24 protein-coding genes and 1 tRNA gene are annotated in these 25964 nt (G+C 71.2%); 12 read left to right on the top strand and 13 right to left on the bottom strand.

What is annotated here, in order from left to right:
• The first annotated feature begins 58 nt into the window (after nt 1-58).
• Nucleotides 59-1435: an L-serine ammonia-lyase gene (locus ACZ6R6_RS18985; protein ID WP_470094971.1), complete on the top strand. Its 1377-nt coding sequence runs from the start codon at nt 59-61 to the stop codon at nt 1433-1435.
• A 268-nt stretch (nt 1436-1703) separates the two neighbouring features.
• Here ACZ6R6_RS18985 and ACZ6R6_RS18980 read toward each other — a convergent pair whose 3' ends face one another.
• Nucleotides 1704-1853 (bottom strand): hypothetical protein, encoded by a 150-nt coding sequence (locus tag ACZ6R6_RS18980; protein ID WP_470094969.1) that lies wholly within the window; start codon nt 1851-1853, stop codon nt 1704-1706.
• Nucleotides 1854-1951: 98 nt separating this feature from the next.
• On the opposite strand from ACZ6R6_RS18980, the gene ACZ6R6_RS18975 reads away from it, so the two are divergent.
• Complete coding sequence (locus tag ACZ6R6_RS18975) at nt 1952-3652, top strand: hypothetical protein (RefSeq protein WP_470094967.1); 1701 nt, start codon at nt 1952-1954, stop codon at nt 3650-3652.
• Between the two features lie 185 nt (nt 3653-3837).
• Here the strand turns inward: ACZ6R6_RS18975 and ACZ6R6_RS18970 are convergent, their stop codons facing one another.
• A complete protein-coding gene (locus ACZ6R6_RS18970; RefSeq protein WP_470094965.1) occupies nt 3838-4455 on the bottom strand; it encodes a DUF6286 domain-containing protein in 618 nt (205 codons plus the stop codon).
• A gap of 151 nt (nt 4456-4606) precedes the next feature.
• On the opposite strand from ACZ6R6_RS18970, the gene ACZ6R6_RS18965 reads away from it, so the two are divergent.
• On the top strand, nt 4607-5800 hold the full coding sequence (locus ACZ6R6_RS18965; RefSeq protein WP_470094963.1) for an amino acid deaminase/aldolase: 1194 nt from the start codon (nt 4607-4609) through the stop codon (nt 5798-5800).
• Between the two features lie 61 nt (nt 5801-5861).
• Here ACZ6R6_RS18965 and ACZ6R6_RS18960 read toward each other — a convergent pair whose 3' ends face one another.
• A complete protein-coding gene (locus tag ACZ6R6_RS18960; RefSeq protein ID WP_470094961.1) occupies nt 5862-6200 on the bottom strand; it encodes a DUF3618 domain-containing protein in 339 nt (112 codons plus the stop codon).
• A gap of 111 nt (nt 6201-6311) precedes the next feature.
• Here ACZ6R6_RS18960 and bcp point away from each other — a divergent pair, with 111 nt between their 5' ends.
• The 3 genes from bcp to ACZ6R6_RS18945 all read left to right on the top strand — a co-directional run bounded on the left by bcp (nt 6312) and on the right by ACZ6R6_RS18945 (nt 7390).
• On the top strand, nt 6312-6776 hold the full coding sequence (gene bcp, locus ACZ6R6_RS18955; protein WP_470094959.1) for a thioredoxin-dependent thiol peroxidase: 465 nt from the start codon (nt 6312-6314) through the stop codon (nt 6774-6776).
• A gap of 74 nt (nt 6777-6850) precedes the next feature.
• Entirely contained in the window at nt 6851-7327 is a 477-nt protein-coding gene (locus tag ACZ6R6_RS18950) for an HNH endonuclease signature motif containing protein (RefSeq protein WP_470094957.1), read from the top strand.
• A tRNA-Leu gene (locus ACZ6R6_RS18945) sits at nt 7318-7390 on the top strand. Before ACZ6R6_RS18950 ends, ACZ6R6_RS18945 begins: the two co-directional genes overlap by 10 nt.
• 306 nt (nt 7391-7696) lie before the next feature.
• Here the strand turns inward: ACZ6R6_RS18945 and ACZ6R6_RS18940 are convergent.
• The gene (locus ACZ6R6_RS18940; RefSeq protein WP_470094956.1) at nt 7697-8440 is read right to left on the bottom strand and encodes an SAM-dependent methyltransferase; all 744 of its coding nucleotides are present in this window, start codon (nt 8438-8440) and stop codon (nt 7697-7699) included.
• Between the two features lie 414 nt (nt 8441-8854).
• On the opposite strand from ACZ6R6_RS18940, the gene ACZ6R6_RS18935 reads away from it, so the two are divergent.
• The 4 genes from ACZ6R6_RS18935 to ACZ6R6_RS18920 all read left to right on the top strand — a co-directional run bounded on the left by ACZ6R6_RS18935 (nt 8855) and on the right by ACZ6R6_RS18920 (nt 14360).
• On the top strand, nt 8855-10075 hold the full coding sequence (locus ACZ6R6_RS18935) for a sensor histidine kinase (protein WP_470094955.1): 1221 nt from the start codon (nt 8855-8857) through the stop codon (nt 10073-10075).
• A 156-nt stretch (nt 10076-10231) separates the two neighbouring features.
• Nucleotides 10232-10885, top strand: a complete 654-nt coding sequence (locus ACZ6R6_RS18930) for a response regulator (RefSeq protein ID WP_470094954.1) — start codon at nt 10232-10234, stop codon at nt 10883-10885.
• Between the two features lie 186 nt (nt 10886-11071).
• A complete protein-coding gene (locus ACZ6R6_RS18925) occupies nt 11072-11842 on the top strand; it encodes an ABC transporter ATP-binding protein (RefSeq protein ID WP_306856505.1) in 771 nt (256 codons plus the stop codon).
• Nucleotide 11843: 1 nt separating this feature from the next.
• Nucleotides 11844-14360 carry an ABC transporter permease gene (locus ACZ6R6_RS18920; protein ID WP_470094952.1) on the top strand — a complete coding sequence of 839 codons (2517 nt, stop codon included), beginning with the start codon at nt 11844-11846 and terminating at the stop codon, nt 14358-14360.
• 183 nt (nt 14361-14543) lie between these two features.
• Here ACZ6R6_RS18920 and ACZ6R6_RS18915 read toward each other — a convergent pair whose 3' ends face one another.
• The 3 genes from ACZ6R6_RS18915 to ACZ6R6_RS18905 form a co-directional block, all read right to left on the bottom strand.
• Nucleotides 14544-14813, bottom strand: coding sequence for a hypothetical protein (locus ACZ6R6_RS18915; protein WP_470094950.1), 270 nt, complete (start codon nt 14811-14813; stop codon nt 14544-14546).
• Entirely contained in the window at nt 14810-15595 is a 786-nt protein-coding gene (locus tag ACZ6R6_RS18910; RefSeq protein WP_470094949.1) for a toxin glutamine deamidase domain-containing protein, read from the bottom strand. Before ACZ6R6_RS18910 ends, ACZ6R6_RS18915 begins: the two co-directional genes overlap by 4 nt.
• A gap of 75 nt (nt 15596-15670) precedes the next feature.
• On the bottom strand, nt 15671-16147 hold the full coding sequence (locus ACZ6R6_RS18905) for a MarR family winged helix-turn-helix transcriptional regulator (protein WP_470094948.1): 477 nt from the start codon (nt 16145-16147) through the stop codon (nt 15671-15673).
• A 275-nt stretch (nt 16148-16422) separates the two neighbouring features.
• On the opposite strand from ACZ6R6_RS18905, the gene ACZ6R6_RS18900 reads away from it, so the two are divergent.
• Entirely contained in the window at nt 16423-17937 is a 1515-nt protein-coding gene (locus ACZ6R6_RS18900) for an APC family permease (RefSeq protein ID WP_470094947.1), read from the top strand.
• Between the two features lie 153 nt (nt 17938-18090).
• Here the strand turns inward: ACZ6R6_RS18900 and ACZ6R6_RS18895 are convergent, their stop codons facing one another.
• Complete coding sequence (locus ACZ6R6_RS18895; protein WP_470094946.1) at nt 18091-19755, bottom strand: flavin monoamine oxidase family protein; 1665 nt, start codon at nt 19753-19755, stop codon at nt 18091-18093.
• A gap of 269 nt (nt 19756-20024) precedes the next feature.
• On the opposite strand from ACZ6R6_RS18895, the gene ACZ6R6_RS18890 reads away from it, so the two are divergent.
• A complete protein-coding gene (locus ACZ6R6_RS18890) occupies nt 20025-20591 on the top strand; it encodes an NADPH-dependent FMN reductase (protein WP_470094945.1) in 567 nt (188 codons plus the stop codon).
• Between the two features lie 187 nt (nt 20592-20778).
• Here the strand turns inward: ACZ6R6_RS18890 and ACZ6R6_RS18885 are convergent, their stop codons facing one another.
• From ACZ6R6_RS18885 to murI, 5 genes are all read right to left on the bottom strand, one after another.
• Nucleotides 20779-22449 (bottom strand): molybdopterin-dependent oxidoreductase, encoded by a 1671-nt coding sequence (locus ACZ6R6_RS18885; protein ID WP_470094944.1) that lies wholly within the window; start codon nt 22447-22449, stop codon nt 20779-20781.
• Between the two features lie 220 nt (nt 22450-22669).
• Nucleotides 22670-23308, bottom strand: a complete 639-nt coding sequence (locus ACZ6R6_RS18880) for an XTP/dITP diphosphatase (RefSeq protein WP_470094942.1) — start codon at nt 23306-23308, stop codon at nt 22670-22672.
• The gene (gene rph, locus ACZ6R6_RS18875; RefSeq protein WP_470094941.1) at nt 23305-24021 is read right to left on the bottom strand and encodes a ribonuclease PH; all 717 of its coding nucleotides are present in this window, start codon (nt 24019-24021) and stop codon (nt 23305-23307) included. Before rph ends, ACZ6R6_RS18880 begins: the two co-directional genes overlap by 4 nt.
• A gap of 5 nt (nt 24022-24026) precedes the next feature.
• Complete coding sequence (locus tag ACZ6R6_RS18870) at nt 24027-24779, bottom strand: MBL fold metallo-hydrolase (RefSeq protein WP_470094940.1); 753 nt, start codon at nt 24777-24779, stop codon at nt 24027-24029.
• Between the two features lie 76 nt (nt 24780-24855).
• Nucleotides 24856-25677, bottom strand: a complete 822-nt coding sequence (gene murI, locus ACZ6R6_RS18865; protein ID WP_470094939.1) for a glutamate racemase — start codon at nt 25675-25677, stop codon at nt 24856-24858.
• Nucleotides 25678-25964: the final 287 nt, after the last annotated feature.

Genomic DNA, 25964 nt, shown 5'->3' with positions numbered 1-25964 from the left:
ATCACGCGCACCACCGGGTGCGCGTGGTCACGGCGATGTGAAGGCAGGGACCAGATCAATGGCGATCAGCGTCTTCGATCTCTTCAAGATCGGAATCGGCCCGTCCAGCTCGCACACCGGCGGGCCGATGGCCGCCGCGCACAAATTCGCCCGCGGCCTGGAGCAGGACAGGCTCCTGGAGAAGACCGCCCGGGTCGAGGTGATCCTGTACGGATCGCTCGGACTGACCGGCAAGGGCCACGGCAGCGACAAGGCCGTCCTGCTGGGCCTGTCGGGTGAGAAGCCCGAGCTCGTGGACGTCGACACCGTCGACGACCGGCTGGCCGCCATGCGCGCCTCCGGGACGATCTCCCTGTACGGCTCCCGCGAGATCCCCTTCGTGGTCGGCGAGCACCTCGTGTTCGAACGCAAGATCTCGCTGCCGCACCACCCCAACGGCATGCGCTTCATCGCCTTCTCCGAGACGGGCGAGCAGCTCCGCGAGAAGGTCTACTACTCGGTGGGCGGCGGCTTCGTGGTGGACGAGAACGCCACCGGCGCCGACCGGATCAAACCCGACGACACCGTCCTGCCGCACCCCTTCACGACGGCCGCCGAACTGCTCGCCCACTGCACGGAGACCGGCCTGTCGATCTCCGGGCTGATGCTGGAGAACGAGAAGGCCTTCGGCCGCTCGGAGCAGGAGATCCGCGACCAGCTGCTGCACCTGTGGCGGGTCATGGCCGAGTGCGTCCGGCGCGGCACCGCCAAGGAGGGCGTGCTGCCCGGCGGGCTGAAGGTCCGGCGCCGGGCCCACCAGCTCCACCGGCGGCTGCAGAGCGAGTCCCCGGAGAAGGACCCGCTGCAGACCATGGACTGGGTCTCGCTGTACGCCCTGGCGGTGAACGAGGAGAACGCGGCGGGCGGCCGGATCGTCACCGCCCCGACCAACGGCGCCGCCGGCATCATCCCGGCCGTGCTGACCTACTACGACCGCTTCACCCCCAAGTCCGACGACGACGGCGTGGTCCGCTTCCTGCTCACCGCGGGGGCGATCGGCGTGCTGTTCAAGGAGAACGCCTCCATCTCCGGCGCCGAGGTCGGCTGCCAGGGCGAGGTCGGCTCGGCCTGCTCCATGGCCGCCGCCGGGCTCACCGAGGTGCTGGGCGGCACCCCGGAGCAGGTGGAGAACGCCGCCGAGATCGGCATCGAGCACAACCTGGGCCTGACCTGCGACCCGATCGGCGGACTGGTGCAGATCCCGTGCATCGAGCGCAACGCGGTGGCCTCGATCAAGGCCATCACCGCCGCCCGGATCGCGCTGCGCGGCGACGGCCGCCACTTCGTCTCCCTGGACAAGGCCATCAAGACCATGCGCGACACCGGCCGCGACATGCTCGACAAATACAAGGAGACCAGCCGCGGCGGCCTGGCCGTCAACGTCATCGAATGCTGAACCGGCCGGGCGGCGGACAAGGGCCGGGCGGACGTTCCGTAACGGGCCCGGCCACGGCTGCGAGCCACGGCTGAGCGGGCGCGGCTCTCCGGGTCACGGCAGCCCGGGTCACACCTGAGCAGGTCACACCTGAGCGGGCACGGCCGGCCGGATCACGGCTGAGCGGGCGCGTCTCTCCGGGTCACGGCTGAACGGGCGCGGCTCTCCGGATCACGGCTGAACGGGCGCGGGTCTCCGGATCACGGCTGAACGGGCGCGGGTCTCCGGATCACGGCTGAACGGGCACGGCCGGCCGGATCAGCGGCTCCATAAGGTAGCTGTGGTCCCGGTCCGGCCCGCCGTGGATGACCGGCAGGGTCCGCGCCGCGAGCCCCCCGACTTCTCGGGTGAACAGGTCGATCGGCACGAGCTTCATCATCTCGTACAGGATCGCCCCCTCTCGCGCCTATGCTGGGTGGCTCGTCACGGGGGCTCCTGTCGTGGAGCCCGCCTGCCTCGGAGACTCGGGAGGTCCTGGTGCCAGCGGGAGAACGTCCGGCGAGCCGTTTCCTCCGCCTCTCCGGCACCCACGGGCTCTTCCTGACCGCCCTGCTGGCCGGCGCCGGGCTCCGGGTCCTGGCCGTGCTCGGCTACCGGCCGGCCCTGTGGTTCTGGGCCGACTCCTTCGTCTACCTCAACGCCGGACTCGACCCCCGCCCCATGGAGTCGCGCCCCTCGGGCTACTCCCTGTTGCTGTGGACGCTGCAGCCGCTGTCGAGCGTCCAGGCCGTGGTCGTGCTCCAGCACCTGCTCGGCCTGACCATGGCCGTCTGCGTCTATCTCCTGCTGCGCCGTCTGGGCGGCCTGCCGGGATGGGGGGCGACGCTCGCCGCGCTGCCGGTGCTGCTGGACGTCCACCAGGTCCAGCTCGAACACCTCGTCATGGCCGACCTGCTGATGGAGTTCCTGGCGGTCCTGGCGGTCACGCTGCTGCTGTGGCGGCGCCGGCCGCCGGTGTGGGCCGCCCTCCTCGCCGGGGCCCTGCTGGCCGCGGCGACCGTCACCCGGACGATGGGGCTGCCGCTGACCGCCGTGGTGCTGGTCTGCCTGGTGATCGGCCGCGCCGGCTGGAAGGCGGTCACCGCCACCGCGCTGGCCGCCGCGATCGGCCTGGGCGCCTACGCCACCTGGTTCAGGTCCGAGCACGGCGACTACGGGCTCACCCGGGGCAACGCCTTCCTGTGGGCGCGCACGGCGACCTTCGCCGACTGCGCGAAGATCAAGCCCACCGGGCCGGAGGCCGCGCTCTGCCTCCCCGGCCCGGTGAGCGAGCGCAGACCCCCGCCCGTATACATCTGGGACGGCGCATCGCCGCTCAACAAAGTCAAGGGCACCTGGGCCGAGCGCGACAGGCTCGCCGGCGACTTCGCCGTCCAGGCCATCAAGGCGCAGCCCCTGGACTTCCTCCGGGCGGGCCTGACCGACGTGGCCCACATCTTCGACTGGACCCGCCGGGTCTATCCCACCCCCGGCCCGCAGAGCGCCTACGTCTTCCCTGACACGGCCCGCCCCTTCCCCAAGGGGACCGCCTCCCAGGGGAGGACCGCCGAGGAGGTGACCACGGCCTACCAGGGCGTCTCCGGCGCGCCCTCCCTGGTCGAGCCCTATGCCGGCTGGCTGCGGGCCTACCAGGAGCACGGCTTCCTGCGCGGCCCGTTCCTCGCCGCGATCCTGCTGGCCGGCCTCGCCGGCGTCCTGTTCCGTCTGCGGGACCTCGGCGGCGCCGTGCTGATGCCGTGGGCCGCCGGCACCGTGCTGCTGGTCCTGCCGCCCTTCATCGCCGCCTTCGACCACCGCTACGTGGTGCCCGCCCTGCCGCTGGCGTGCCTGGCCGCCGGACTGGCCTTCGGCACCCGGCGACGGCCGTCAGCGGCGCCTGACGTGCAGGCGGACGGAGGCCCCGAGCCCGTCGTCGCCGACCGTCCTGCGGACCTTGCCGACGGCGTCCTTGTTCAGCCGGGCCACGAGTTTGGCGACGTCCGCCTCTGGCCCGCAGCTGATCCCGATCCGCAGCCGGTCGCCCGCCACCGCCCTGACATGGATGCGCCTGAGCCCTTCGACTTCTTTAAGCGCAACCCCCAGCATCGCGATCCCGCTGCCCGTCCGGCTCCCCCAGCGCCCCCAGCCCACGGCGCCCAGCAGCCACCGGATCGCCAGCAGCGTCAGCACCATCAGTAGCAGCGCGGCCAGCCAGCCCATCCACGGGTGCTCGGCCAGGTGGGCGGGCAGCTCCCTGTTCAGGATCCGGTCCCCGCGCGGCTGCGGGAGCTTGCCCCACCCCCGCAGGAACCCGTAGAGCCCGCCCCCGGCCAGCACCGCCCCGGTGACGGCCAGGCCGATCCGGTTGCCCTGGTAGACCTTCATCAGATCCCCCGCCTGCGCAGCCGTACCATGACCTCGCCCCCGCACATCGCGCCCAGTCCCGTCATCCGGTCGCCCACCGCCGTGCCGACCTGGCGCAGCAGCGGCCCGGTCCGCTCGGCGTCGCTGACCACCGTGATCTCGATGTTCCGCCAGCCGAGCCGCACCCGTGCCTTGTCCACGTCGTCGACCGACTGGGCCGCCGCCCGCAGCGTGCGGCGGAGCCCGGACCTGGTCAGGCCGATCACCATCCGGGGGTCGGCGGACTCCAGCGGCACCAGCCGGGTCCTGCCCGGCAGCGCCGCGAGCGCGAGCAGCAGGGTCCCGGTCACCACCGCGACCAGCGACACCAAGAGCGGGACCGTGTCGGACCACTGCGCCTCGCCGACCCAGGCGGCGAACTGCCGGTACGGCATCCGCCCGAACGGCGAGCCCGTCACCAGCCCCACCGTCACCCCGGTCGCGGTGGACAGCGCGAGGGAGGCCGCCAGGGCGACCACCACACCGGCCGGTGTCCTGCCCGGTCTCAGCGACCGCAGCGACCGGCGGCGGACCGCGTTCAGGTTCTCCCCGCCCGCTGTGCTCCCCGCGCTCGACAGGATGTCCTGGAGAGTGCTCATCACCCGGTCAGGTTTACGCGGCCCTGGCGTCCGGCGCGGGTCCCAACCTGCCACTTTCACGATCTTGGAGCCGTCCTGGCCGGAGAATTTACTGCCGCGCCACCAATATGAACAATACTCACATTCGGTTGGATCAGGTTATCCTGCCGTCATGGACGACCGCCAGCGCTACGACCGGGCCACCGCGCACCTGGACCCCCCGTTCGCCCTGCTCGACCTGGCAGCCCTGCGCTCGAACGCGGCCGCCATGTCGCGGCGGGCCGGCGGCAAGCCCATCAGGGTCGCCAGCAAATCGGTCAGATCCCGCCCCGTCCTGGAACGGATCCTCGCCATGGACGGCTTCGCCGGAATCATGGCCTTCACCCTGCCGGAGGCCCTCTGGCTGGTCTCCACCGGCCTGCGCGACGTGCTCGTCGCCTACCCCACCGCCGACCGCGCCGCACTGGCCACACTGGCCGCCGACACCCGCGCGGCACAGGAGATCACCGTGATGGTGGACCGGGCCGAGCACCTGGACTTCATCGAGTCCGCCGTCGCCGACGTCCGCGACCGCCACGAGATCCGGATCTGCCTTGACATCGACGCCGGATTCATCGCCTTCGGCGGCAGATTCCGCGCCGGCGCCCGACGCTCCCCCATCCGCGACGCCGACCAGGCCGCCGACCTCGCCGCCGACGTCGCCAAACGGCCCGGCTTCCGCCTGGTCGGCCTGATGGCCTACGAAGCCCAGATCGCCGGCGTCGGCGACAACCCTCCCGGCAACCCCGCCCTCACCCGAGCGATCCGCCTGATGCAGGCCCGGTCGCGGCGCGAGCTGATCACGCGCAGGGGCCGCATCGTCCAGGCCGTCACCCAGATCGCCGACCTGGAGTTCGTCAACGGCGGCGGCACCGGCAGCATCGACAAGACCGCCCGCGAGAAGGCCGTCACCGAAGTGGCCGCCGGATCGGGCTTCTTCCACCCCCGCCTGTTCGACTTCTACCGCGGCTTCACCGGCCGCCCCGCCGCCCTGTTCGCCCTGCCCGTCGTCCGCCGCCCGGCACCCGGCGTCGTCACCGTCCTCGGCGGCGGCTACCACGCCTCCGGCGCCCCCGGCCCCGACCGTCTCCCCCAGCCCTACCTGCCCTGCGGGCTCCGCTACGACCCCGACGAGGGCGCCGGCGAGGTCCAGACCCCGCTCCTCGGCCAGGCGGCCGAGGACCTGCGCGTCGGCGACCGCGTCTGGTTCCGGCACGCCAAGGCGGGCGAGCTCTGCGAACGCTTCGCCACCCTGCACCTGATCGACGGCGACGAGATCGTGGACGAGGCCCCCACCTACCGGGGCGAGGGCCGGACCTTCCTCTGACCTCTGACCTCCGAGCCTTCCCCCGAACGGAGGCCGACGCCGGCGGCGCAGACCCGCCGGATCAGCCGCGCCGGCGCCGCCAGAGCATGATCATCGCACTGACCGCCAGCACCGCGCCCACACCGATCAGGATCGGCGCCAGATCCGGCTGATCGTCCGCCCACAGGTCATCGGGCTCATCACCCAGCCTGACCGGCCGCGACGCGCCCCCCACCGCCTCGCCGACCCGGTCCCCCACCGAGACCAGGAACTGCCTCGCGCTCGTCTCCGCCTTGGCGACGGTGCGCCTCGCGACCTTCTTCGGGCTCACCCGATCGGCGATGGCGTCAACCGTCTGGGCCAACTCCGCACGGGTCCGCTCGATCCGCCGCTCCAACTCCGCGGGATCGGTGTCCGCCATGGCTCTCCTCTCATCGCCCTTGACATTGATCAGTCTGTCAGGTCCGACCCTCCCACGACACTTCAGGTCGGCCGGTAAGTTGACCCGGGAACGATTCCTCAGAGGAGCCACATGAAACTCGAGCCGGGCGACGCCGCCCCAGACGTCACTCTCCCCGCCGCCGACGGCACCACCGTCTCCCTCGACGCCTACCGCGGCAAGCGGGTCATCCTCTACTTCTACCCCGCCGCGATGACCCCCGGCTGCACCAAGCAGGCCTGCGACTTCCGCGACAGCCTCGCCTCCCTGACCGCGGCGGGCCTGGTGGTCCTCGGCGTGTCGAAGGACACCCCGGCCAAGCTCGCCAAGTTCGTCGAGCGCGACGCCCTGACCTTCCCCCTCCTGTCGGACCCCGACCTGGAGGTCCACAAGGCCTACGGCGTCTACGGCGAGAAGACGATGTACGGCAAGACCACCCTCGGCGTCATCCGCTCCACCTTCGTCATCGACGCCGACGGGAAAATCGAAAAGGCCCTCTACAACGTGAAGGCGACCGGCCACGTAGCCCGCCTCCGCCGCGAACTCGGGCTCGAATAAATAGCGTTTTTCACCATTTATCACAGCATGTGCATGCCCCAAGAAATGTCAGCCCCATTACCTATCCTTGGGGCATGCCAACCAAATACAAGTACACCCCCGAAATGCTGGCCGAGGCGGCAGCCAACTCCCTCAGCATCGCCGACGTCCTCCGCCACCTCGGCGTGAAATGGACCGGCGGCTCCCACGCCCACATCAGCCGCCGCCTGAAGCACTTCGGGATCGACACCTCCCACTTCTTGGGGCAGTCGCACCACCGAGGGCAGCCCTCTCCCAGACGCCGCCGTCCCGAACAAGTTCTCGTCGTACTACCGGACGGCAGCCCTCGCCCCAACCCCAGGCAGCTCAGAAGGAGCCTGCTCGCAATCGGGATGCCACACCGCTGCGCGGGCTGTAAGATCGAAGCAGTCTGGCGAGGTCAGCCACTGACACTTCACATCGATCACATCAGCGGCAATTGGCTTGACAACAGAAAAGAAAATCTGCGATTCCTCTGTCCGAATTGCCATTCGCAGACGGAAAATTTCGCAGGAAAAAACAAGGGGCCGTAGTCCAAAGGCAGAGACACACGGTTTAGGTCCGTGCCAGTCCGGGTTCGAATCCCGGCGGCCCTACAAAACAAAAAGAATTATCCGTTAATCAAACCACCTGCTGGCGACACCCTCCCGTAAATCCAGAAGGCGCTTTACATTACTTCCCATCAAGGCAAGGGAAATCAATCTGCGGCAATAATCGAAGGAATTCGACTGTTGCGCAGATTCATATCAAAATTACTACACGCCAGTCTTTCGAGATCGCCCCCAGGCAGGTCCCGACGGCGGGATCCAGCATGACGATGACGGCGGGGAGCCGCAGGGGTGAGGTCCGGCCGGTCGGCCACGGCCCAGCGGGCGCTGCGGCCGACCGGTCCCTGGCCGCTCTCAGGTGGTGCGGCGCAGCAGGAGGGTGACGAAGCCGAGGGTGTCGCGATAGCCGTTGAGCCACATGTCGCGGTGGTCGTGGGCGGCGGCGAGGGCGGCGTCGCCGTCGGGGCCGGGGTGGTCGAGGGCCCAGTTGGTGAGGGTGCCGGTCCAGGACCACTCGTATTCGTGCCATTCGGCGGGTTCGCTGGTGTGCGCGTAGACGGTGGCGTATCCGGCGTTCTCGGCCTGGGTCACGGTTGCGGGGAGGTCTCCGTAGTCGTCGGGCCGGGCGTCGAGTATGGCCAGCGTCTGCGGGCTCGGGGGCTGCTCCCAGAAGCCCTCTCCCACCAGTGCGAGTCCTCCGGGGCGCAGGTGGCGGCTGATGGCCTCCAGGGTCTGGGTCAGGCCGCCGAAGGCGTGGGTGGAGCCGACGCAGAGGACGAGGTCGTAGGGGCCGGTGCCGGTGAAGTCGGCAGCCGGGACGTCGTGGAGGCTGAGGCGGTCGGACAGCCCTCGGCGGTCGGCCTCCTTCTTGGCGGCGGCCAGCGCGTGCGAGGAGATGTCGACCCCGTCGGCGGTGGCGCCGGGATGCAGTTCCAGGGCCCGTAGCGTCCAGGCGGCCTCTCCGCATCCGAGGTCGAGGATGCGTGCTCCGGCGGGGAGTTTCGCCCGGGTGAGAAGGCGTTCCAGATGCGCGTCGCTCACGGGGGAGGCGATCGGATGGTCTTGGTGGGCGATATGACTGATCAGTTGGCGTTCCACCCGGGGAGAATATGCCCGATGCCGGGGCCGGTGCGCCACTGAATGAACCCGGCGGGTGGGCGTGCTCCGGGCGGTGGTGGCGGGTGAGCGGCTTCCGGGCCGTCGCGTGGGGTCGTGGCGCGTTCCGGGGCCTGTCGGTCGCGGGGTGTCCGGAGCGCCGCGTGGGGTCATCCGGTGGCGGTGCCGGAGATCGGGTCGCGCGGTGCATCCTTTTCACCGCGCGACCCGGCGTGATTGTGATCCGCCATCACAAACATTCTCCCTTTACTCACCCCGGAGGGTGCTCCCGGAAACCATGATGCCCAACGGGGGGTAAAGAAGGCGTAAGCCATGGGTGGTGTGCGACCTGGGTCGTAGACGGGGCTCCCCCCTGAGGGGGAAGGGCATTGATCTGCGGATACGTATGGTGGTGGTGTGTTCGGCAGATTACGCGCCTGGAGCCGGCGCCATCCCAGTGCTGTGGACGCCTTGTGGCTGGCGCCGTTCATGCTGGCCTGCCTGGGCACCGTCGTCGGGGTGGCGCTGGATCCGGAGCTTTATCAGCGCGGGCAGGGCGGGGTGGGCTTCTGGGGCTATCTGGGGTTGGGCGCGGTGCTGGCCCTCCCGTTGTTCTGGCGGCGGAGCCGGCCCCTGACGGTGTTCGCGATCGTCTCGGTGGCGAGTTTCGGGCAGTGGCTGTGGGGGGTGGAGCCGACGCCGTTCAACGTGGCGGTGCTCATCGCGATGTACGCGGTGGCGTCGCTGTGCTCGCTGCGGTGGGCGATCGCGGCGGGGCTGGTGGCCGAGCTGGGGCTCGCCCTGTCTTTCGGCCAGATCACGACAAATCCTGATCCGGGTACTTTCGCAAGTGCCTCGGTGTTCGTGGTCGCGATCTGGATCACGGGGATCTACGCCAACACCCGCCGCCGCTATCTGGAGAGCCTGGAGGAGCGGGCCGAACGGGCCGAGCGGGAGCGGGACCAGCAGGCCCAGCTGGCCGCGGCGGCCGAGCGGGCCCGGATCGCCCGCGAGCTGCACGACGTGGTCGCGCACAACGTGAGTGTGATCATCGTTCAGGCCGACGGGGCGGGTTACGCGATCGACAGCGACCCCGAGCAGGCCCGTAAGGCCATGCAGGCCATCTCCGTCACGGGCCGGCAGGCGCTGGCGGAGATGCGCAGGATGGTCGGTGTGCTGCGGACCGACGGCGCCGCCGTCGAGGGGGGAGCAGAGGGGGAATACGCCCCGCAGCCGAGCCTGTCGCAGCTGGACGACCTGGTGGCGCAGGTGCGTTCCTCGGGGCTGCCGGTCGATTTCCAGGTCACCGGCGCTCCGCAGGAGCTGCCCGAGGGGGAGCAGCTGACGGTCTACCGGATCGTGCAGGAGGCGCTGACCAATACCCTCAAGCATGGCGGTCCGGACACCAGGGCCACGGTCGAGATGGAGTACGGCTTGCGCGAGCTGCTTCTGCGGGTGACCGATGACGGTCGCGGCGCCGCCGCACCGGGGCGTCCGGGCGGGCACGGCCTGGTCGGCATGCGGGAGCGGGTGGCCATGTTCGGCGGGAGTGTGGAGGCCAGGCCCCGCATGGGCGGCGGGTTCCAGGTGACCGCGCGGCTGCCGATCGGCGAGACCGGGCGGAGCCGGGCCGCGTGACGGGCGTGCCGGACGCGGTGGGCGGAGTCGCGGTGGGCGGAGTCTCCGTCCGGACCGGCGCGGGGCCGGGGAGCCGGTGGAGGCCGGGGAGCCGGCGGAGAGGGCGGGGAGCCGGTGGAGAGGGCGGGGAGCGGTGAGCGGCCGGTGATCCGGGTCATGTTGGTCGACGACCAGGTGCTGCTGCGGGCCGGGTTCCGCATGGTGCTCGGCGCGCAGCCGGACATCGAGGTCGTCGCGGAGGCTGGCGACGGGGCCGCGGCGGTCGAGGCGGCGCGGACGGCCGAGGTCGACGTCGTGCTGATGGACGTGCGGATGCCGGTCATGGACGGGGTGGAGGCGACCCGGCTGATCTGCGCGGCGGGCGAGCGGCCCCGCGTGCTGATCCTGACCACCTTCGATCTGGACGACTACGCGTTCGCGGCGCTGAAGGCGGGCGCTTCGGGGTTCCTGCTGAAGGACGTGCCGCCGTCAGACCTGATCAGTGCGATCCACTCGGTGCACAGCGGGGACGCGGTGGTCGCGCCGAGCACGACACGGCGGCTGCTGGAGCGCTTCGCCGTGCATCTCCCCTCTCCGGGCACGACGGAGCCGACGGCGCTGACCGGGTTGACCGCGCGGGAGCGGGAGGTGCTCGTGCTGGTGGCCAGGGGCCTGTCGAACACGGAGATCGCCGACCGGCTGGAGCTGGCGGAGGCGACGGTCAAGACGCATCTGGGCCGGGTCCTGGCCAAGCTGAGCCTGCGGGACCGGGCGCAGGTCGTGGTCTACGCCTACGAGTCGGGTCTCGTGACCCCGCATTCGGCGGGTTAGCGCGGCGACGGCGGGGCGCTCCTCGTCCGAATGGCCGATGCGGGGCTACCCCTGAGGTGGCGGTGATCCTTCCGCGGGAGCCCTGCGGCGGAGGGAGAGTCCGTCCTTCAGTCCGATGGCCTGCGCTTTCTCCGGCAATAGCGTTTATCCCGTCGTAAACGCAGATGTTTGCCGAGGAGAGTTGACGTGACCATCACCGGAGAGGTCGGCGCCTGGAAGGCGCGGGAGAGCGTGGCGGCCGCCGTGGTAGCCAGAGGTCTGACCAAGGTGTACGGGCAGGGGGACGCTGCCGTACACGCCCTCCGGGGGGTGGACGTCTCCTTCGCGACGGGCGCCTTCACCGCGATCATGGGCCCCTCCGGGTCGGGCAAGTCCACGCTGATGCACTGCCTGGCCGGGCTGGACACCGTCAGCGGCGGGCAGGTGCACATCGGCGACGTGGAGCTCACCGGGCTGGGCGACAAGCAGCTCACCCTGCTGCGCCGCGAGCGGATCGGCTTCATCTTCCAGGCGTTCAACCTGCTGCCGACGCTGACCGCCGAGCAGAACATCCGGCTCCCGCTGGAGATCGCCGGACGCCAGGCCGACCGGGATCTGTTCGACCGGGTCGTGGAGACAGTGGGCCTGCGTGACCGGCTCGGCCACAAGCCGACCGAGCTGTCGGGCGGCCAGCAGCAGCGCGTGGCGGTGGCCCGCGCCCTGATCAGCAAGCCGCAGGTCATCTTCGCCGACGAGCCGACCGGGAACCTGGACTCGCGCAGCGGCGCGGAGGTGCTGTCGTTCCTGCGTACCTCGGTGCACGAGCTCGGCCAGACGATCGTGATGGTCACCCACGACCCGGTCGCGGCCTCCTACGCCGACCGGGTGGTCTTCCTCCGGGACGGCCTGCTGGTCAGCGAGGTGGTCAAGCCGACGCCGCAGACCGTGCTCGACACGCTGATGAAGCTGGAGGCCTGAGTTGCTGAAGACGACTCTGGCCGGACTGCGGGCGCACAAGCTGCGCCTGCTGCTCACCTCGCTGGCGATCGCGCTGGGGGTGGGCTTCATCGCGGGCACGTTCGTGCTCACCGACACCATCGAAGCGGGTTTCACCCAGAAGTTCTCCGCGGCGGCTGACAAGATCGATGTCGCCGTGCTGCCCGTGCCGGACGAGAAGTCCGACGCGGTGCCGTCCGTCTCCGCCGCCACGCTGGAGAAGATCCGCGCCGTCGGCGGCGTCGCCGACGCGCAGGGTCTCGTGCAGGGCACCGCCGCGCTGATCGGCAAGGACGGCAAGGCCGCCGGTGACTATCCCACGGCGGGCATCTCCATCGCCGAGGGCTCGCTGAACCGCACCGCGATCACCAGCGGCTCCGCCCCGAAGACCCCGACGGAGGTCGTGCTCGACGAGAACACCGCCAAGACCCGCGGTTTCAAGGTCGGCGACACCGTCACGGTGCTGGACTCCGGGAACGCCGAGCACCGGTTCACGGTGGTGGGTCTGTTCGACGTCGGCCTCAACCAGGAGCTCGGCTACACCGGCGCGGTGGGCTTCACCACCGGCGCGGCCCAGACGATGACCGGGGAGAAGGGCTTCCGGGAGGTCGACGTCGCGGCCGCCGAGGGCGTGTCGCAGGAGACGGTGCGCGACTCGGTCGCCGCGGCCCTGGGCTCGGGATACCAGGTCAAGACGGGTAAGCAGTACGCCGACGCCATGGCCAGGCAGAACGGCGCCGACACCGAGTTCCTCAAGCTGGGCCTGCTGCTGTTCGGCCTGGTGGCGATGTTCGTGGCCGCGCTGGTCATCTACAACACCTTCAACATCCTGGTCGCCCAGCGCACCCGCGAGATGGCGCTGCTGCGCTGCATCGGCGCGACCCGCGGGCAGGTGTTCGGCTCCATCGTGCTGGAGTCCGTCGTGGTGGGCGTGCTGTCGTCGGTGCTGGGCCTGCTGCTGGGCTACGGGCTGGGCGCGGGGGCGCTGGCCGTGCTGTCCTCGGTCGGGGCGCCGCTGCCCGAGGCGACCGCCGCGCTGACGCCGCGCACGATCGGTCTCGGCCTGCTCATCGGCCTGGTCGTCACGGTGGGGGCGGCGCTGCTGCCGGCGCGGTCGGCGACGAAGGTCGCACCGATCGCGGCGCTGCGCACGCAGGTCGAGGAGCACACCTTCCGGGCGGGCCTGACCCGGGTGATCTTCGCGTCGCTGTTCCTGGTCGCGGGCGTGGGCGCCACGGTGGCCGCGCTGAACATGGGGGCCGGTCAGACCGCGCTCGTGGTGGTCATGGCCGGGGGCTCGCTCGTCTTCCTCGGGGTGCTGATCCTCGGCCCGGTGATCGTCAAGCCGCTCGGCGCCTTCGTGGGCTGGCTGCCCGCCAAGCTGTTCCGGGTGCCCGGCAGGCTGGCCGTGGACAACTCGCGGCGCAATCCCAAGCGGTCGGCCACCACCACCGTGGCGCTGACCGTGGGCGTGACGCTGATGACGCTCATCGCCGTCCTCACCGGCACCATCCGGATGACCTACACCCAGAAGCTCGACGACCAGTTCCCCGTGGACTACATGGTCCAGGCTCAGGCCCGGGACTCCGGGCTGCCCCGCGCGCTGGCCGAGGACCTGCGGACCAAGCCCGAACTGACCTCGGTCGTCGCCTTCCGGGGGACCGCCGCCAAGGCCGGTGACAGGGGCGAGAGGTATGAGGTCGGGACCTTCACCGCCGCCTCGGACTTCAGGCCGGAGCTCGCCACGGGCTCGATCGACCTTCTCCGGCCCGGCACCGCGGTCGTCGCCGAGCACGTCGTCAAGCACCTCAAGCTCAAGGTCGGCGACCGGCTGCCGGTGCGGACGGCCAGGGCCGGCACGGTGGACCTCACGGTCGTGTCCACCTTCGACCCGCAGAACACCGATCTGGCCGAGGTGACCGTGCCGGACAAGGATTTCGAGCGCTACTTCGGCACGGTCGACGACAGCCGGGTGATGATCAACGCCAAGGACGGCGTCAGCCCCGAGCGGTCCCGCCAGGTGGTCGAGGCGGCGGCGCAGCCGTACCCGACGGCGAAGGTCGCCAGCTCGACGGACGTCCGGGGCGAGTTCGACGAGGCGCTCGACATGATGTTGATGATCATCACCGGCCTGCTGGGCCTGGCGGTGCTCATCTCCCTGCTGGGCATCGCCAACACGCTCTCCCTGTCGGTCCACGAGCGGACCCGTGAGTCGGCGCTGCTGCGGGCGCTCGGCCTGACCCGGCCCCAGCTGCGGCGGATGCTCTCGGTGGAGGCACTCATCCTGGGGCTGATCGGCGCGCTGGTCGGCGTGGTGCTCGGTGTCACGTTCGGCTGGGCGGCGGCGCGGACGATGACGGAGGACGTCGTCTTCCAGCTCCCGGTCCTGCAGATCCTGGCGTTCGTGGCGCTGTCCGGCCTGGCCGGGGTGGTCGCCGCCGTGCTGCCCGCCCGCCGGGCGGCGCGCGCCTCGATCGTGGGCTCGCTCGCCGCCGGCTGACCTGGCGCCCACCACCCGCGGGCCGGGCGCTCCGGTGGCCGGCCTGACGCTCACCGGTCAGGCCCCCGCCTGCGGGCCGGGCGCTCCGGTGGCCGACCGGGCCCCGCCTGCGGGCCGGGCCCTCCGGTCACCGGCTGGACCTCCGCCCGCGGGCCGGGCTCTTCCCGGTGGCCGGGGCGCCTTCTATCGGGGGCGGCGCCCCGGCCACTGCTCCGCCACCGTCTCGGGGTTGAGCAGGGGACGGATGACGACCTCCCCGGTGGCCTTGTCGATCACGATGCAGCCCGCGCCGACCGTGTCGGGCAGCACGCTGGGGTCGTCGGGCTCGGGCTCCTTCGACCAGGCGACATAGCCTTCTTTGAAGGTATATATCCTGATCTCTGCAGCGGAGCCTGGGCTGCGGACACCGTTGAAATACTCCTCGGCGATGGCCCTGGCCTGGTCGAGGTTCACAGCCGCCGCCCCTCCCTGTCGATCACCACACAGAAGACGCCCGTCACCGACTCGTACGGCGGCTCGACCGCCATGTGGCCCCGCTGCGCGTCGATCCAGATCACCTCTCCGCCGGAGTTGACCGCGTTCCACGCGTGGCTGCCGCCGGCCGGCCAGCGGTTGACGATGATCGCGGCGGCACCGTGCCCGCCCGCCAGCAGCGCCTGCGCGATGGGGACGTAGGCGTGGCGCCCCTGTCCCACGTACTGGAAGCGCTGGCCCAGCCACCGCTCGGCCCGCGCCACTCCCCCCGCCTCACCGGTGAGCAGCGGCTTGCCGACCCGGTCGTACTCCGGCCGCCGGGGAGCGGCCACCGCCGGCGCGCCGTGCCAGGTGGAGAGCACCGCCAGCGCGCAGTCCACCGCGTTGGTCGCCCGGAACGGGTCCTCGGCGGCCCCGGCCCCGTTGATCAGCCTGATCCACATCCCCCGCGGATCGGGGAAGCGCCGGGGCACCCCCTGCTCGGTGACCGGCACGGCCCGCACCATGTCCTCCTGGGTCTGCGGGTCGGGCCTGGCCAGCCCCCCGGCCACGCCGTACGGCCGGCACCGCTCCAGCCGCAGCGGCCTCCACTGCGCCCGATCGGGAACCCGGTCGGGAATCCGGTCGGGAACCCGCTCGGGCTCCCGTGGCGCCGCCGCCCCGGCCGGTCCCGGAGCCTCCAGCTCGAAGTCGCGCCACCGCTGGCCGTCCGCCGTCACGACGGGGTTGTAGACCCCCGCGGGTAGAAACAACCGAGTCACCGGGTCCCCCTCGCCCATCCGCCTCGCGCCCGATGCTAGGCCGCTCTCCCCCGCGGCGTGGGCGAGTTGACCAGTTCAAGGGCCGGCGTCGCCCCGCGCCTCGGCGAGGTGCGCGAGAACCGTGTCCGCGATGTCGCCGAGAGTATCGATCTGTTCCGGGGTGAGCAGGTCGATCAGGTGGCGGCGGACCGACTCGACGTGGCCGGGGGCTGCGGCCTCGATGGCCCGCTGTCCCGCCTCGGTGAGGACGATGACCGCGCCGCGGGCGTCGGTGGCGCAGTCCTCGCGGGTGACCAGGCCGCGCTCCTCCATCCGGCTGATGTGCCGGGACAGGCGGCTCTTGGACCAGAGCATGCGGTCGGCGAGCGCCTGCAGGCGCCAGCGGCGGTCCTCGCTGGAGGTCAGCGCGGACAGCACGTCGTAGTCGGGATCGGACAGACCCGACTCCCCGCTGAGGTCACGGGCGATCTGTGCGTCGAGCAGCAGGCGCATCCGGCGGTAGCCGAGCCACGCCCGGAACTCCCGCTCGTCGAGCCACCGTGGGTCGGCCATGCGCCCACCCTAACCGTTGGTTGACATGTAACCAGAACGGTCCGCCCAGCGGCCCCCGTCGCTCCTGCGGCCGCCGCGGCCAGGGACCGGCCCGATGAACCAGGGGAGCGGGAGCTTCTGCCGGTCCTCACAGCAGGACCCGGTCCTCGCAGCAGGACAAGATGACATGTCGTAATCGTTTGAGGTCCGCAGGCACCTTGTTCGTCGGTCTCACCGCCGGTCAATATCTTCGCCATCCCCCCATCCGGCGCTGGTCCCAGAAAGGCGCACGCGATTTGAGCATCACCGACAGCACCGAGGCCCCGGCCGACGGTGTCCACCGCCTCCGCAAGAACGCCGTAGGACTGGTCGGCGTCATCTTCATGGCGGTCGCCACCGCCGCGCCCATCACCGCGATGACCGGCAACGTCCCGATCGTCGTGGGCTTCGGCAACGGCCTGGGCGTGCCCGCCGGGTACCTCGTGGCGACGATCGTGCTCACCGTCTTCTCGGTGGGCTACGTGGCGATGGCCAAGCACATCACCTCCGCGGGCGCTTTCTACGGCTACATCTCCCACGGCCTGGGCCAGGTCGTGGGCATGGTGGCCGGCCTGCTCGCCACCATGGCCTACGTCGTCTTCGAAGCCTCGATCATCGGGTTCTTCGCCTACTCGGCCAACGACACCTTCAAGAGCCTGGCCGGTGTGGACATCCACTGGCTCTGGTTCGCCCTCCTCGGCCTGGCGCTGAACGCGATCCTCACCTACTTCGACATCAACCTGACCGCCAAGGTCCTGGGGGTCTTCCTCGTCACCGAGATCCTCATGCTCGGGCTGACCGCCACGGTGACCCTGTTCCACGGCGGGGGCCCGGACGGCCTGATGGCCGAGACCCTCAACCCCGCGAGGGCCTTCACCGTCACCGGCCTGGAGACGGGCGCCGTCGGGCTCGGCCTGTTCATGTGCTTCTGGTCCTGGGTCGGGTTCGAGTCGACCGCCATGTACGGGGAGGAGTCCCGTGAGCCCAAGAAGATCATCCCGATCGCGACCCTGGTCTCGGTGATCGGCATCGGCCTGTTCTACACCTTCGTCTCCTGGATGACGGTGGCGGCCAACGGGGTGAAGGCGCCGCAGATCGCGGCCGAGGAGTTCGCCGGGATCTTCTTCAACCCCACCGGGGAACTGGTCGGGGAGTGGGCGGTCGACCTGTTCAAGATCCTCATCCTGACCGGCTCCTTCGCCTGCTCGATGGCCTTCCACAACTGCGCCGCCCGCTACCTCTACGCGATCGGCCGCGAGGATCTCATCCCCGGCACCCGCGCGACCCTGGGCGCCACCCACCCCAGGCACGGCTCCCCGCACATCGCCGGAGCCGTGCAGACCGCGATCTCCGTGGTGATCGTGCTGGCGTTCTTCTTCGCCGGGATGGACCCCTATCTGCACATCTACACCCTGCTCGCGGTGCTGGGCACGCTGGCCGTCCTGATCGTGCAGACCCTCTGCTCGTTCTCCGTGATCGGCTACTTCCACGTCAGGAAGAAGCACCCCGAGACCGCGTCCTGGTGGCGCACCCTGCTGGCCCCGCTCGTGGGCGGTCTGGCGATGGCCTACGTGGTGCTGCTGCTGTTCCAGAACCAGGAGGCCGCCGCCGGAGACGCCGCCAAGTCCCCGTTCTTCGCCCTGATCCCCTGGATCGTGCTCGGCGCCGCCCTCCTGGGTGCCGCCCTCGCCCTCTATCTGAGGGCCCGCAGGCCCGAGAAGTACGCGATCATCGGCCGGATCGTGCTGGAGGACACCGTCGAACGTGACTGACCGCACGTGAGAGTGCGGCCGGCGCGTGAGAGGCGGCCCGTCCTGAAGTACGGCCGGCGCGTGAGAGGCGGCCTGTCCTGAAGTACGGCCCGCGTTGAGGTGCGGTCCGTGCCCCCGTGATGGCTTCACGGGGGCACGGACCGCACCCGTGTCCTATCGCAGCGCGTCGATCACCTCGCCCGCGGCGCGCTCTCCCTCGGTGGCGCCGCCGTTCATGAACCCCTGGAAGTCGTAGGAGCAGTGCTCTCCGGCGATGTGCACGTTGCCCTGCCGGGTCCCCTCGTAGCCCGCGTGCCTGTGCAGGTATCCGACCGGCCAGTAGGAGTAGGCGCCGAGGGCGTAGGGGTTCCTGTGCCAGGCCGAGAGCTGGGCGCGGCCGTTCCACTCCGCCTTCGTGCCGGGGAAGACCGTGTCGATCCGGGTGAGCGTCGAGGCGACGAGGGCACGGACGTAGGCGTCGGAGTCGGTGGGGAACGGAGTGGACGGGTCGAGGGAGCGGGCCGCGTCGCCGCCGCCGTACTGGATGAGCACCCCGGTCGAGCCGGCCTGCCCCTTGGTGGTGTCCCAGCACTGCTGGAAGGGCAGGTCGGTGAAGCAGTCCCCGGCCGACACCCCCGGCCACGGGCCGGCGCCGATCCAGGTCCGGCGGGTGAACTGCATGTTGAGCTTGGTGACGTAGCCCATCCGGGCGTCACGCAGCAGGGCCGTCATGTGGGCGTCGAATCCGGCGCGCGACAGGTCCAGGCGCTGCAGGATCGGCAGGGGCACGGTGAGGACCGTGTGGTCGGCGACGACGGTCCTGGTGGTGCCGCCGTTGTCGAAGGTGAGCGTCTGGGTGCCGTCGGCGTTCGCCCGCACCGCCAGCAGCTCCCAGCCCATCTGGACCGAGCCGGACGGCAGCGCCGCCGCCATGGCCTGCGGGAGCAGGTCGTTGCCGCCGACGATGTGGTAGCGCTCGTCCGACAGGCCCCAGACGTTGAAGTGGCCGGGATTGGGCTGGTAGCCCATCAGCAGGACCAGCGCGAGAGAGGACTGGTCGGCCGTCTCGGCCCCGTACTCGACGTTGTAGGCGACGTCGAGGAAGCGGCCGAGGTCCGAGGCGTAGCCGCCGGGCACCCGGGAGTCGATCCACTGCCGGATCGACATGTCGTCCAGCGCGGTGCCCGCCGGCGTGGTGCTGTTCCACCTCACCTCGCCCGCGGCCCGCAGGTCGGCGTGGAGCGTCTGATACATCTCCTTGAAGTCGGCGTCCGCCTGGGAGCGCGGGTAGTAGGCGCCGTTGACGTGCAGGATCTCCTCGGCGCCGTTCGGCCCGGCCCCGGCGAAGTTGACTGTGGGCAGGCCGAAACGGCGGCACAGCTCCAGCATCTTCTTGTGTTCGACGTCGATCAGCTCGCCGCCGATCTCGGAGGTCTGGCCACCCGCCCAGTGGGAGCGCTGGGAGTACATCCGGCCGCCGACCCGTGACGGGTCGGCCTCGTAGACGACCGGGGTGGCCCCCGCGTCCCTGAGGGTGAGTGCCGCGGTGAGCCCGGCGATCCCGGCGCCGATGACGGCCACCCGGGCGGGCCTGAGCGGCGGCCTGGCCTGCGGCGTGACGTCGGCGCGGGCGCGGCCCTGGGCGGAGCCGAGCGCGGTGACCGCCAGACCGGCCAGCGCGGCGCGCCTGAGCAGGTCGCGGCGGGCGATGCCGCCCGGTTCGGCGGCGGCCTCGGCGCGCAGTCCGCGCAGGTCTTCGACGGGGATCCGGAGACGGCGGGCGTCGTGGTGCTCGGCTGCCAGGCGCTGGAGCGCGCGCAGAGACGAGGTTCGTGCCATGGGGGTGGCCTCTCTGATCGTGTTGGCGATCAGCATGGAGACCGGCGGGCTCCGGCGGCAGTCGGCATCGCGTAACCGATGTCGATCATCGCGTGACACTGTGCCTCGCCCGGCGGGCAGCGCGCCGGGACGGCCGTGGGCCGGCCGGCCCGCCACGCCGGGCCCCCTCCCCGGACATCGCCCTCTCCGGACCTCAGCCGTTAGTTGACATGTAACCAAAATGGCGACAGTCTCTGTTTACACGTAAACCACTTCTGAGGGGGCACGCCATGCCGTTGCTGAAGGTCATCGTCGCCAGCACCCGGCCGGTCCGGATCGGCCGCACCATCGGCGACTGGTTCACCCGCCACGCCGTCGAGCACGGCGGGTTCGACGTGGAACTCGTCGACCTCGCCGAGGTGGGGCTGCCGTTCCTGGACGAGCCCGAGGACGCGACCACGGGCAACTACGTCCACCGGCACACCAAGGACTGGAGCGCGACGATCGACGCGGCGGACGCGTTCGTCTTCGTCATGCCGGAGTACAACTACGCCTTCAACGCCCCCCTGAAGAACGCCCTCGACTTCCTCCACCGCGAGTGGGCCCACAAGCCGGTCGGGTTCGTCAGCTACGGCGGGCTCTCCGGCGGCCTGCGCGCGGTCGAGCTGCTCAAGCCGGTCGTGACCAAGCTGCGCATGGTCCCGGCGGGCGCCGCGGTGACCGTCTTCCGGCGCAGGAGCGTGGCCGCCGACGGCACCCTGACCGTCGACGGCACCCTGTCGGAGTCGGCGAGCGCGATGCTGGAGGAGCTCGGCCGGCTCACCCGGGCGATGTCCGTGATGCGCAGCTCCGTCTGACCGCCGCCCTTTGCCCCCCCGCCCTTCGACCCCGTTGACCGCCTCGCTTCCGCCGTCCCCGTCCGGCCGCCCGCGACCGGCCGTCCCGGTGCCCCGGTCACGGGCGTGCGGCTCTACCGGCCCGCTCGGACCGCGTCCCCTGATCCGCGGTCCGCGACCAGCCCCCGGTCCGGTCCGGGCCGGACGTTCAGGCGACTTCGACGCTGACGCTGTGCCAGCCGGTGGCCCCGTCGGGGGTCACCGGGGCGCGGTCGGGGGTCTGGGTGTAGCCGGTGGCGTCCGTGGCCCGCACCTCGATGGTGTGGCTGCCGGGCGTGGCGTCCCAGTCGTCGACCACCCACTGGCGCCAGGTGTCGGCGGTCGGCGCCTCGGCCAGCCGGGCCTGACGCCACTGCCCGCCGTCGACCCGCACCTCGACGGCGTCCACCCCCTTGTGCTGGGCCCAGGCGACCCCGGCGATCACGGTACGGCCCGGCGCGACGCTGGAGCCGTCTCTCGGCAGGTCGATGCGCGACTGGGTCTTGATCGGCCCCTGCGCCGACCATCCCCTGGACGTCCAGTAGGCCTCGTCCTGGTCGAACCGGGTGACCTTGATCTCCGTCACCCACTTGGTCGCCGAGACGTAGCCGTACAGGCCCGGGACGACCTGGCGGACGGGGAAACCGTGGTCGACCGGGAGCGCCTCGCCGTTCATCGCCAGGGCCAGCAGCGCGTCGCGCCCGTCGAGGACGACGTCGATCGGGGTGCCGCAGGTCCAGCCGTCCGCGGAGGTGCTGAGCAGCATGTCGGCCCCCGCCCGCACCCCCGCGTCACGCAGGACGCCGGCCAGGCTGGCGCCCAGCCAGCGGGCGTTGCCGATGTATGGTCCGCCGACCTCGTTGGAGACGCAGCACAGCGTGATGTCGGTCTCCTCCAGGGGGAGTTTCATCAGGTCGGCGAGGGCGAGCTCGACGGGCCTGTCCACCATGCCGTGGATCTTCAGGGTCCAGTTCCGGGGGTCCACCTGGGGCACGATGAGGGCGGTGTCCACCCGGTAGAAGTCGTGGTTCGGGGTGACGAACGGCGACAGCCCCCTGATCTTCAGGTCGACGCCGGCCGGGAGCGGGGTGGCCCGGACGGAGGGCCGGGGCAGCTCCATGCCGACCCGGGCCGCGGCCACCTGGGCCCGCCCCGACAGCATCCGCCCCGCCACGCCGGTCACTCCCGCGACGACGACACCCCCGGCCGTCCCGATCAGCAGCCTCCGCCGGTCAAGCGTGCGGAGATCCTCCCCCGCCCGCATGACCGGTGGGACCGGCGTGCCGTGCCGCTCTCCCGTACCGTCTCCGGTCTCGGGGGTCTCGCCGACCGGGTGAGCGTCGTGGGCGCCGGTCGGCGGACTCTCCTGCCGGGGAGCGGCGCCGCCCGTCTCCCGGGGGAGCAGAGCACGGCCCGTCAGGCGGTGCAGGGCGAACATGGCGGCGGCGACGCCCACCAGCGTGGGGACGACGTCCACGGCGCCGGCGTCGGGCCGGGTCAGGACGGCCAGGACGCCCACGACGCCGAACGCGGCCAGGCCCGCCAGGCCGTACCGGATGTCCCTGGCGGCCAGGACGCCCACGGCGGCGGCGATCACGGCGAGGACCAGGAAGATGCCCGCCAGCAGGACGACTTTGTCGTTCTCGCCGAAGGTGCGGATCGCGAAATCCTTCAGTCCTGCCGGAGTGAGGTCGATGGCGGCGTTGCCGACCGCCACGACGGGGAAGGCGGAGGCCTTCACCAGGCCCGCGGCCAGCAGTGACACCCCGACCGCCACCGCACCGGACACCAGGCCGATCAGCGCCGCCGCCCACAGGGGCACGCGCCCGTTGCTCTCCATCCTCTGACGCTACGCCCATCGGAGGGAACGGGATCTTACGCCCCGATTACGATCCGGCCCACTCCGCTCCGGAGCTCACCCGCCCGCGGCGGATACCCCACGTCACGGAGCGGGCGGGCTCATCGGGACCGCGCAACCGGCCCGGACCGTGCAGCCGGCCGGTACGCTCGGCCGTCCGCGATCCCTCGGCGGACCGGACCCTGCGGCCGGCCGGGATCGGTCAGGCGACCACTTCGGCCAGGATCGGGGCCAGGGCACGGAAGGCGCGGCCCCGGTGGCTGATGGCGTTCTTCTCCTCGGCCGACAGCTCGGCGGTCGTCCGACTCTCCCCTTCGGGTACGAAGATCGGGTCGTAGCCGAAACCGTTGGCCCCGCGCGGCGCGTCGATGATCAGGCCGTGCAGCGCGCCCTCGGCGACCCGCTCCTCCCCTGACGGCAGGGCCAGCGCCGCCGCGCACGCGAAGTGGGCGCCCCGGTGCTCCCGCGGCACGTCGGACACCTGCGCGAGCAGCAGGTCCAGGTTCGCCCCGTCGTCGCCGTGCCGGCCGGACCAGCGGGCCGAGAAGATGCCCGGCATGCCGTTCAGCGCGTCCACGCACAGGCCCGAGTCGTCGGCGATGGCGGGCAGGCCCGACGCCTGGGCGACGGCGTGCGCCTTGATCAGGGCGTTCTCGGCGAAGGTCAGGCCGGTCTCGGCGACATCGCCGATCTGCGGGAACTCCTCCAGGCCGACGATCTCCACCGGCACCGCGGCGTCGGCGAGGATCTGACGGAGCTCAACGATCTTTCCGGTGTTGCGGGTGGCCAGGACCACTCGGCGCACGACGGTGCCGGATCGCCCGGCCGTCTCGGTGCTCACGCCAGCGCCGCCTGCTGCAGTCGGGTGAGCTCCGCGCACCCGGCGACGCCGAGGTCGAGCAGCTCGTCCAGCGCCCCCCGGTTGAACGGCTTGCCCTCGGCCGTGCCCTGGACCTCGACGAACTCGCCGGCCCCGGTCATCACCACGTTCATGTCCGTCTCGGCGGCGACGTCCTCGGTGTAGCAGAGGTCCAGCAGGGGCGTGGACCCGACGACGCCGACCGACACGGCCGAGACCGAGGCGATCAGCGGGTCGCCCTTGCACATCTTCCGCTCGCGCATCCAGCTCACCGCGTCGGCCAGCGCCACGTAGGCGCCGGTGATCGCGGCCGTGCGGGTGCCGCCGTCGGCCTGGAGCACGTCGCAGTCGATGACGATCGAGTTCTCGCCGAGGACCTTGTAGTCGACGCAGGCCCGCAGGGACCGGCCGATCAGGCGGGAGATCTCGTGCGTCCGGCCACCGATCTTGCCGCGCACCGACTCCCGGTCGTTACGGGTGTTGGTGGCCCGGGGCAGCATGGCGTATTCGGCGGTGACCCAGCCCTGGCCGCTCCCCCGGCGCCAGCGCGGCACGCTGTCCTGCACAGAGGCGGCGCAGAGCACCTTGGTGCCGCCGAACTCGACGAGCACCGAGCCCTCGGCGTGCGCGAGCCAGCCACGGGTGATGGTGACGGGTCTGAGCTGATCGGGAGAACGTCCATCTGCACGAGCCATGAAACTCACCCTAGGTCATATACGGCCCCGCTCCGTGCCAGTTCGGTCCGCCCGCCGAAACCGCCCCGGGAGGCGTCCTGGAGGATCCGCGCGGGGTCGTGCCAGGGCACGAGATGGGTCAGCACCAGGGTGCCCACATCCGCCCTGGCCGCGTGCTCGGCGGCCTGGCGGCCGGTCAGGTGCAGGTCGGTGGGGAGGTCGGGCCGCTCCAGGAAGGACGCCTCGCACAGCAGCACGTCCGCCCCCGAGGCGAGCTTGACCAGTTCGGCGGACTCGCCGGTGTCGGCCGAGTAGGCCACCGAGCGCCCGCCGTAGGAGACCCGGAACCCGTAGGTCTCGACCGGGTGGTTCATCAGCGCGGCCGTCACCTCGAACGGCCCCACCTCGAACACACCTGGTACCAGCGGCGCGAAGTCGAAGGCCGTCTCGAGCCCCGGCTCGTCGGGCATGCCGTAGGCGGCGGCCAGGCGGCGGGGCGCGTCGGCGGGGGCGTGGACCGGCACCCTGGGGAGCGGCCCTTCCGGGGAGTAGGTGCGCACCACGTGGTAGGGGCAGATGTCGAGGCAGTGGTCGGCGTGCAGGTGGGACAGGCAGATCGCGTCCACGTCGTAGAGGCCGATGTGCCGCTGGAGCGCGCCCAGCGCGCCGTTGCCGAAGTCCAGCAGCATGCGGAACCCCTCGGCCTCCAGCAGATAGCAGGAGGAGGGGCTGTCCGGGCCGGGGAAACTCCCAGAGCACCCGATGATCGTCAGTTTCACGGCGGCCTCCTCCTTCTCGACTCTTCTCAGATTGCGGCGCTGCATGCCACGGCCCGGGCGCCGGTGACCGCCGTCTTCACGGGCGCTGGCCGTTGCCGGAGACGTCCCCCACCGGCGCGAGCTCGACGGCCTCGATCTCGGGACCGAGGAAGCGCCGCCCGAGCTGCTCGAACAGCGCGGTGTCGCCGGTGGCGCCGAACCGGTGGCGGGGGGTGCCGCCCGTGGCGGCCAGGCCCCGGTCGTGCAGGACGCGATAGACGTCCTTGGCCGTCTCGTCGGCGCTGGAGACCAGCGTGACGCCGTCTCCCGCGACGTAGGAGATGGGCGCGGTCAGCAGCGGGTAGTGCGTGCATCCCAGGATCAGCGTGTCGCATCCGTTGTCCAGCACCGGCTGCAGGTAGCCGCGGATGACCTCGATGAGCTCCTCGCTCATCGTCTCCCCGCGCTCCACGAACTCCACCAGCCGGGGGGCCGCCACCCCGGTCAGCAGAATGTCCGGGGCGGCGGTGAACGCGTCGTGGTAGGCCATCGACTCGATCGTCGCCCGGGTCCCGATCACTCCGACCCGGCCGTTGCGGGTGGCCCGCACGGCCCGGCGCGCCGCCGGCTGGATCACCTCGACGACCGGCACGTCATAGCGTTCGCGCGCGTCCCGCAGCACCGCCGAACTGGCGCTGTTGCACGCGATCACCAGCATCTTGACGTCGTGCTCGACGAGGTGGTCCATCACCTCCAGCGTGTAGGCGCGGAGCTGCGCGATGGTCTTGGGTCCGTACGGCTGCCGCGCCGTGTCGGCCACATAGAAGATCGACTCGCTGGGCAGCTGATCCATGATCGCCCTGGCCACCGTGAGGCCGCCCACACCGCTGTCAAAGATTCCGATACTCGCTTGCGACATGGTTCCCAAGGTTAGGCGACCTGGGACAACCGCTCACGGTAAGAATCCTCACAGTGTTTTCGGCGACGCTGCGCGCCGCGGCTCGGGGGCTGTAACCGCCGCCTTCCCTCGTCACGTGCTCGCTACGCTGCGCGCGCTCCTCAGTCCAGGCACCGGCGCCCCCTCACAGTGTTCTCGGCGACGCTGCGCGCCGCGGCTCGGGGGCTGTAACCGCCGCCTTCCCTCGTCACGTGCTCGCTACGCTGCGCGCGCTCCTCAGTCCAGGCACCGGCGCCCCCTCACAGTGT

The organism is Streptosporangium sp. NPDC048886, assembly GCF_055586905.1.
Note: the sequence above shows the minus strand (reverse complement) of the source record. Positions and strands in the feature narration are given on the sequence as shown.

Bases quoted from the DNA above. Each gene is read 5' to 3' on its own strand.
- ACZ6R6_RS18895 (WP_470094946.1), bottom strand. From the start codon at position 19,755: ATGGCACGAACCTCGTCTCTGCGCGCGCTCCAGCGCCTGGCAGCCGAG.
- rph (WP_470094941.1), bottom strand. From the start codon at position 24,021: ATGGCTCGTGCAGATGGACGTTCTCCCGATCAGCTCAGACCCGTCACC.
- ACZ6R6_RS18970 (WP_470094965.1), bottom strand. From the start codon at position 4,455: ATGAGCACTCTCCAGGACATCCTGTCGAGCGCGGGGAGCACAGCGGGC.
- ACZ6R6_RS18985 (WP_470094971.1), top strand. From the start codon at position 59: ATGGCGATCAGCGTCTTCGATCTCTTCAAGATCGGAATCGGCCCGTCC.
- ACZ6R6_RS18950 (WP_470094957.1), top strand. From the start codon at position 6,851: ATGCCAACCAAATACAAGTACACCCCCGAAATGCTGGCCGAGGCGGCA.
- ACZ6R6_RS18905 (WP_470094948.1), bottom strand. From the start codon at position 16,147: ATGGCCGACCCACGGTGGCTCGACGAGCGGGAGTTCCGGGCGTGGCTC.
- ACZ6R6_RS18980 (WP_470094969.1), bottom strand. From the start codon at position 1,853: ATGATGAAGCTCGTGCCGATCGACCTGTTCACCCGAGAAGTCGGGGGG.
- murI (WP_470094939.1), bottom strand. From the start codon at position 25,677: ATGTCGCAAGCGAGTATCGGAATCTTTGACAGCGGTGTGGGCGGCCTC.
- ACZ6R6_RS18885 (WP_470094944.1), bottom strand. From the start codon at position 22,449: ATGGAGAGCAACGGGCGCGTGCCCCTGTGGGCGGCGGCGCTGATCGGC.
- bcp (WP_470094959.1), top strand. From the start codon at position 6,312: ATGAAACTCGAGCCGGGCGACGCCGCCCCAGACGTCACTCTCCCCGCC.
- ACZ6R6_RS18890 (WP_470094945.1), top strand. From the start codon at position 20,025: ATGCCGTTGCTGAAGGTCATCGTCGCCAGCACCCGGCCGGTCCGGATC.
- ACZ6R6_RS18965 (WP_470094963.1), top strand. From the start codon at position 4,607: ATGGACGACCGCCAGCGCTACGACCGGGCCACCGCGCACCTGGACCCC.
- ACZ6R6_RS18960 (WP_470094961.1), bottom strand. From the start codon at position 6,200: ATGGCGGACACCGATCCCGCGGAGTTGGAGCGGCGGATCGAGCGGACC.
- ACZ6R6_RS18930 (WP_470094954.1), top strand. From the start codon at position 10,232: ATGTTGGTCGACGACCAGGTGCTGCTGCGGGCCGGGTTCCGCATGGTG.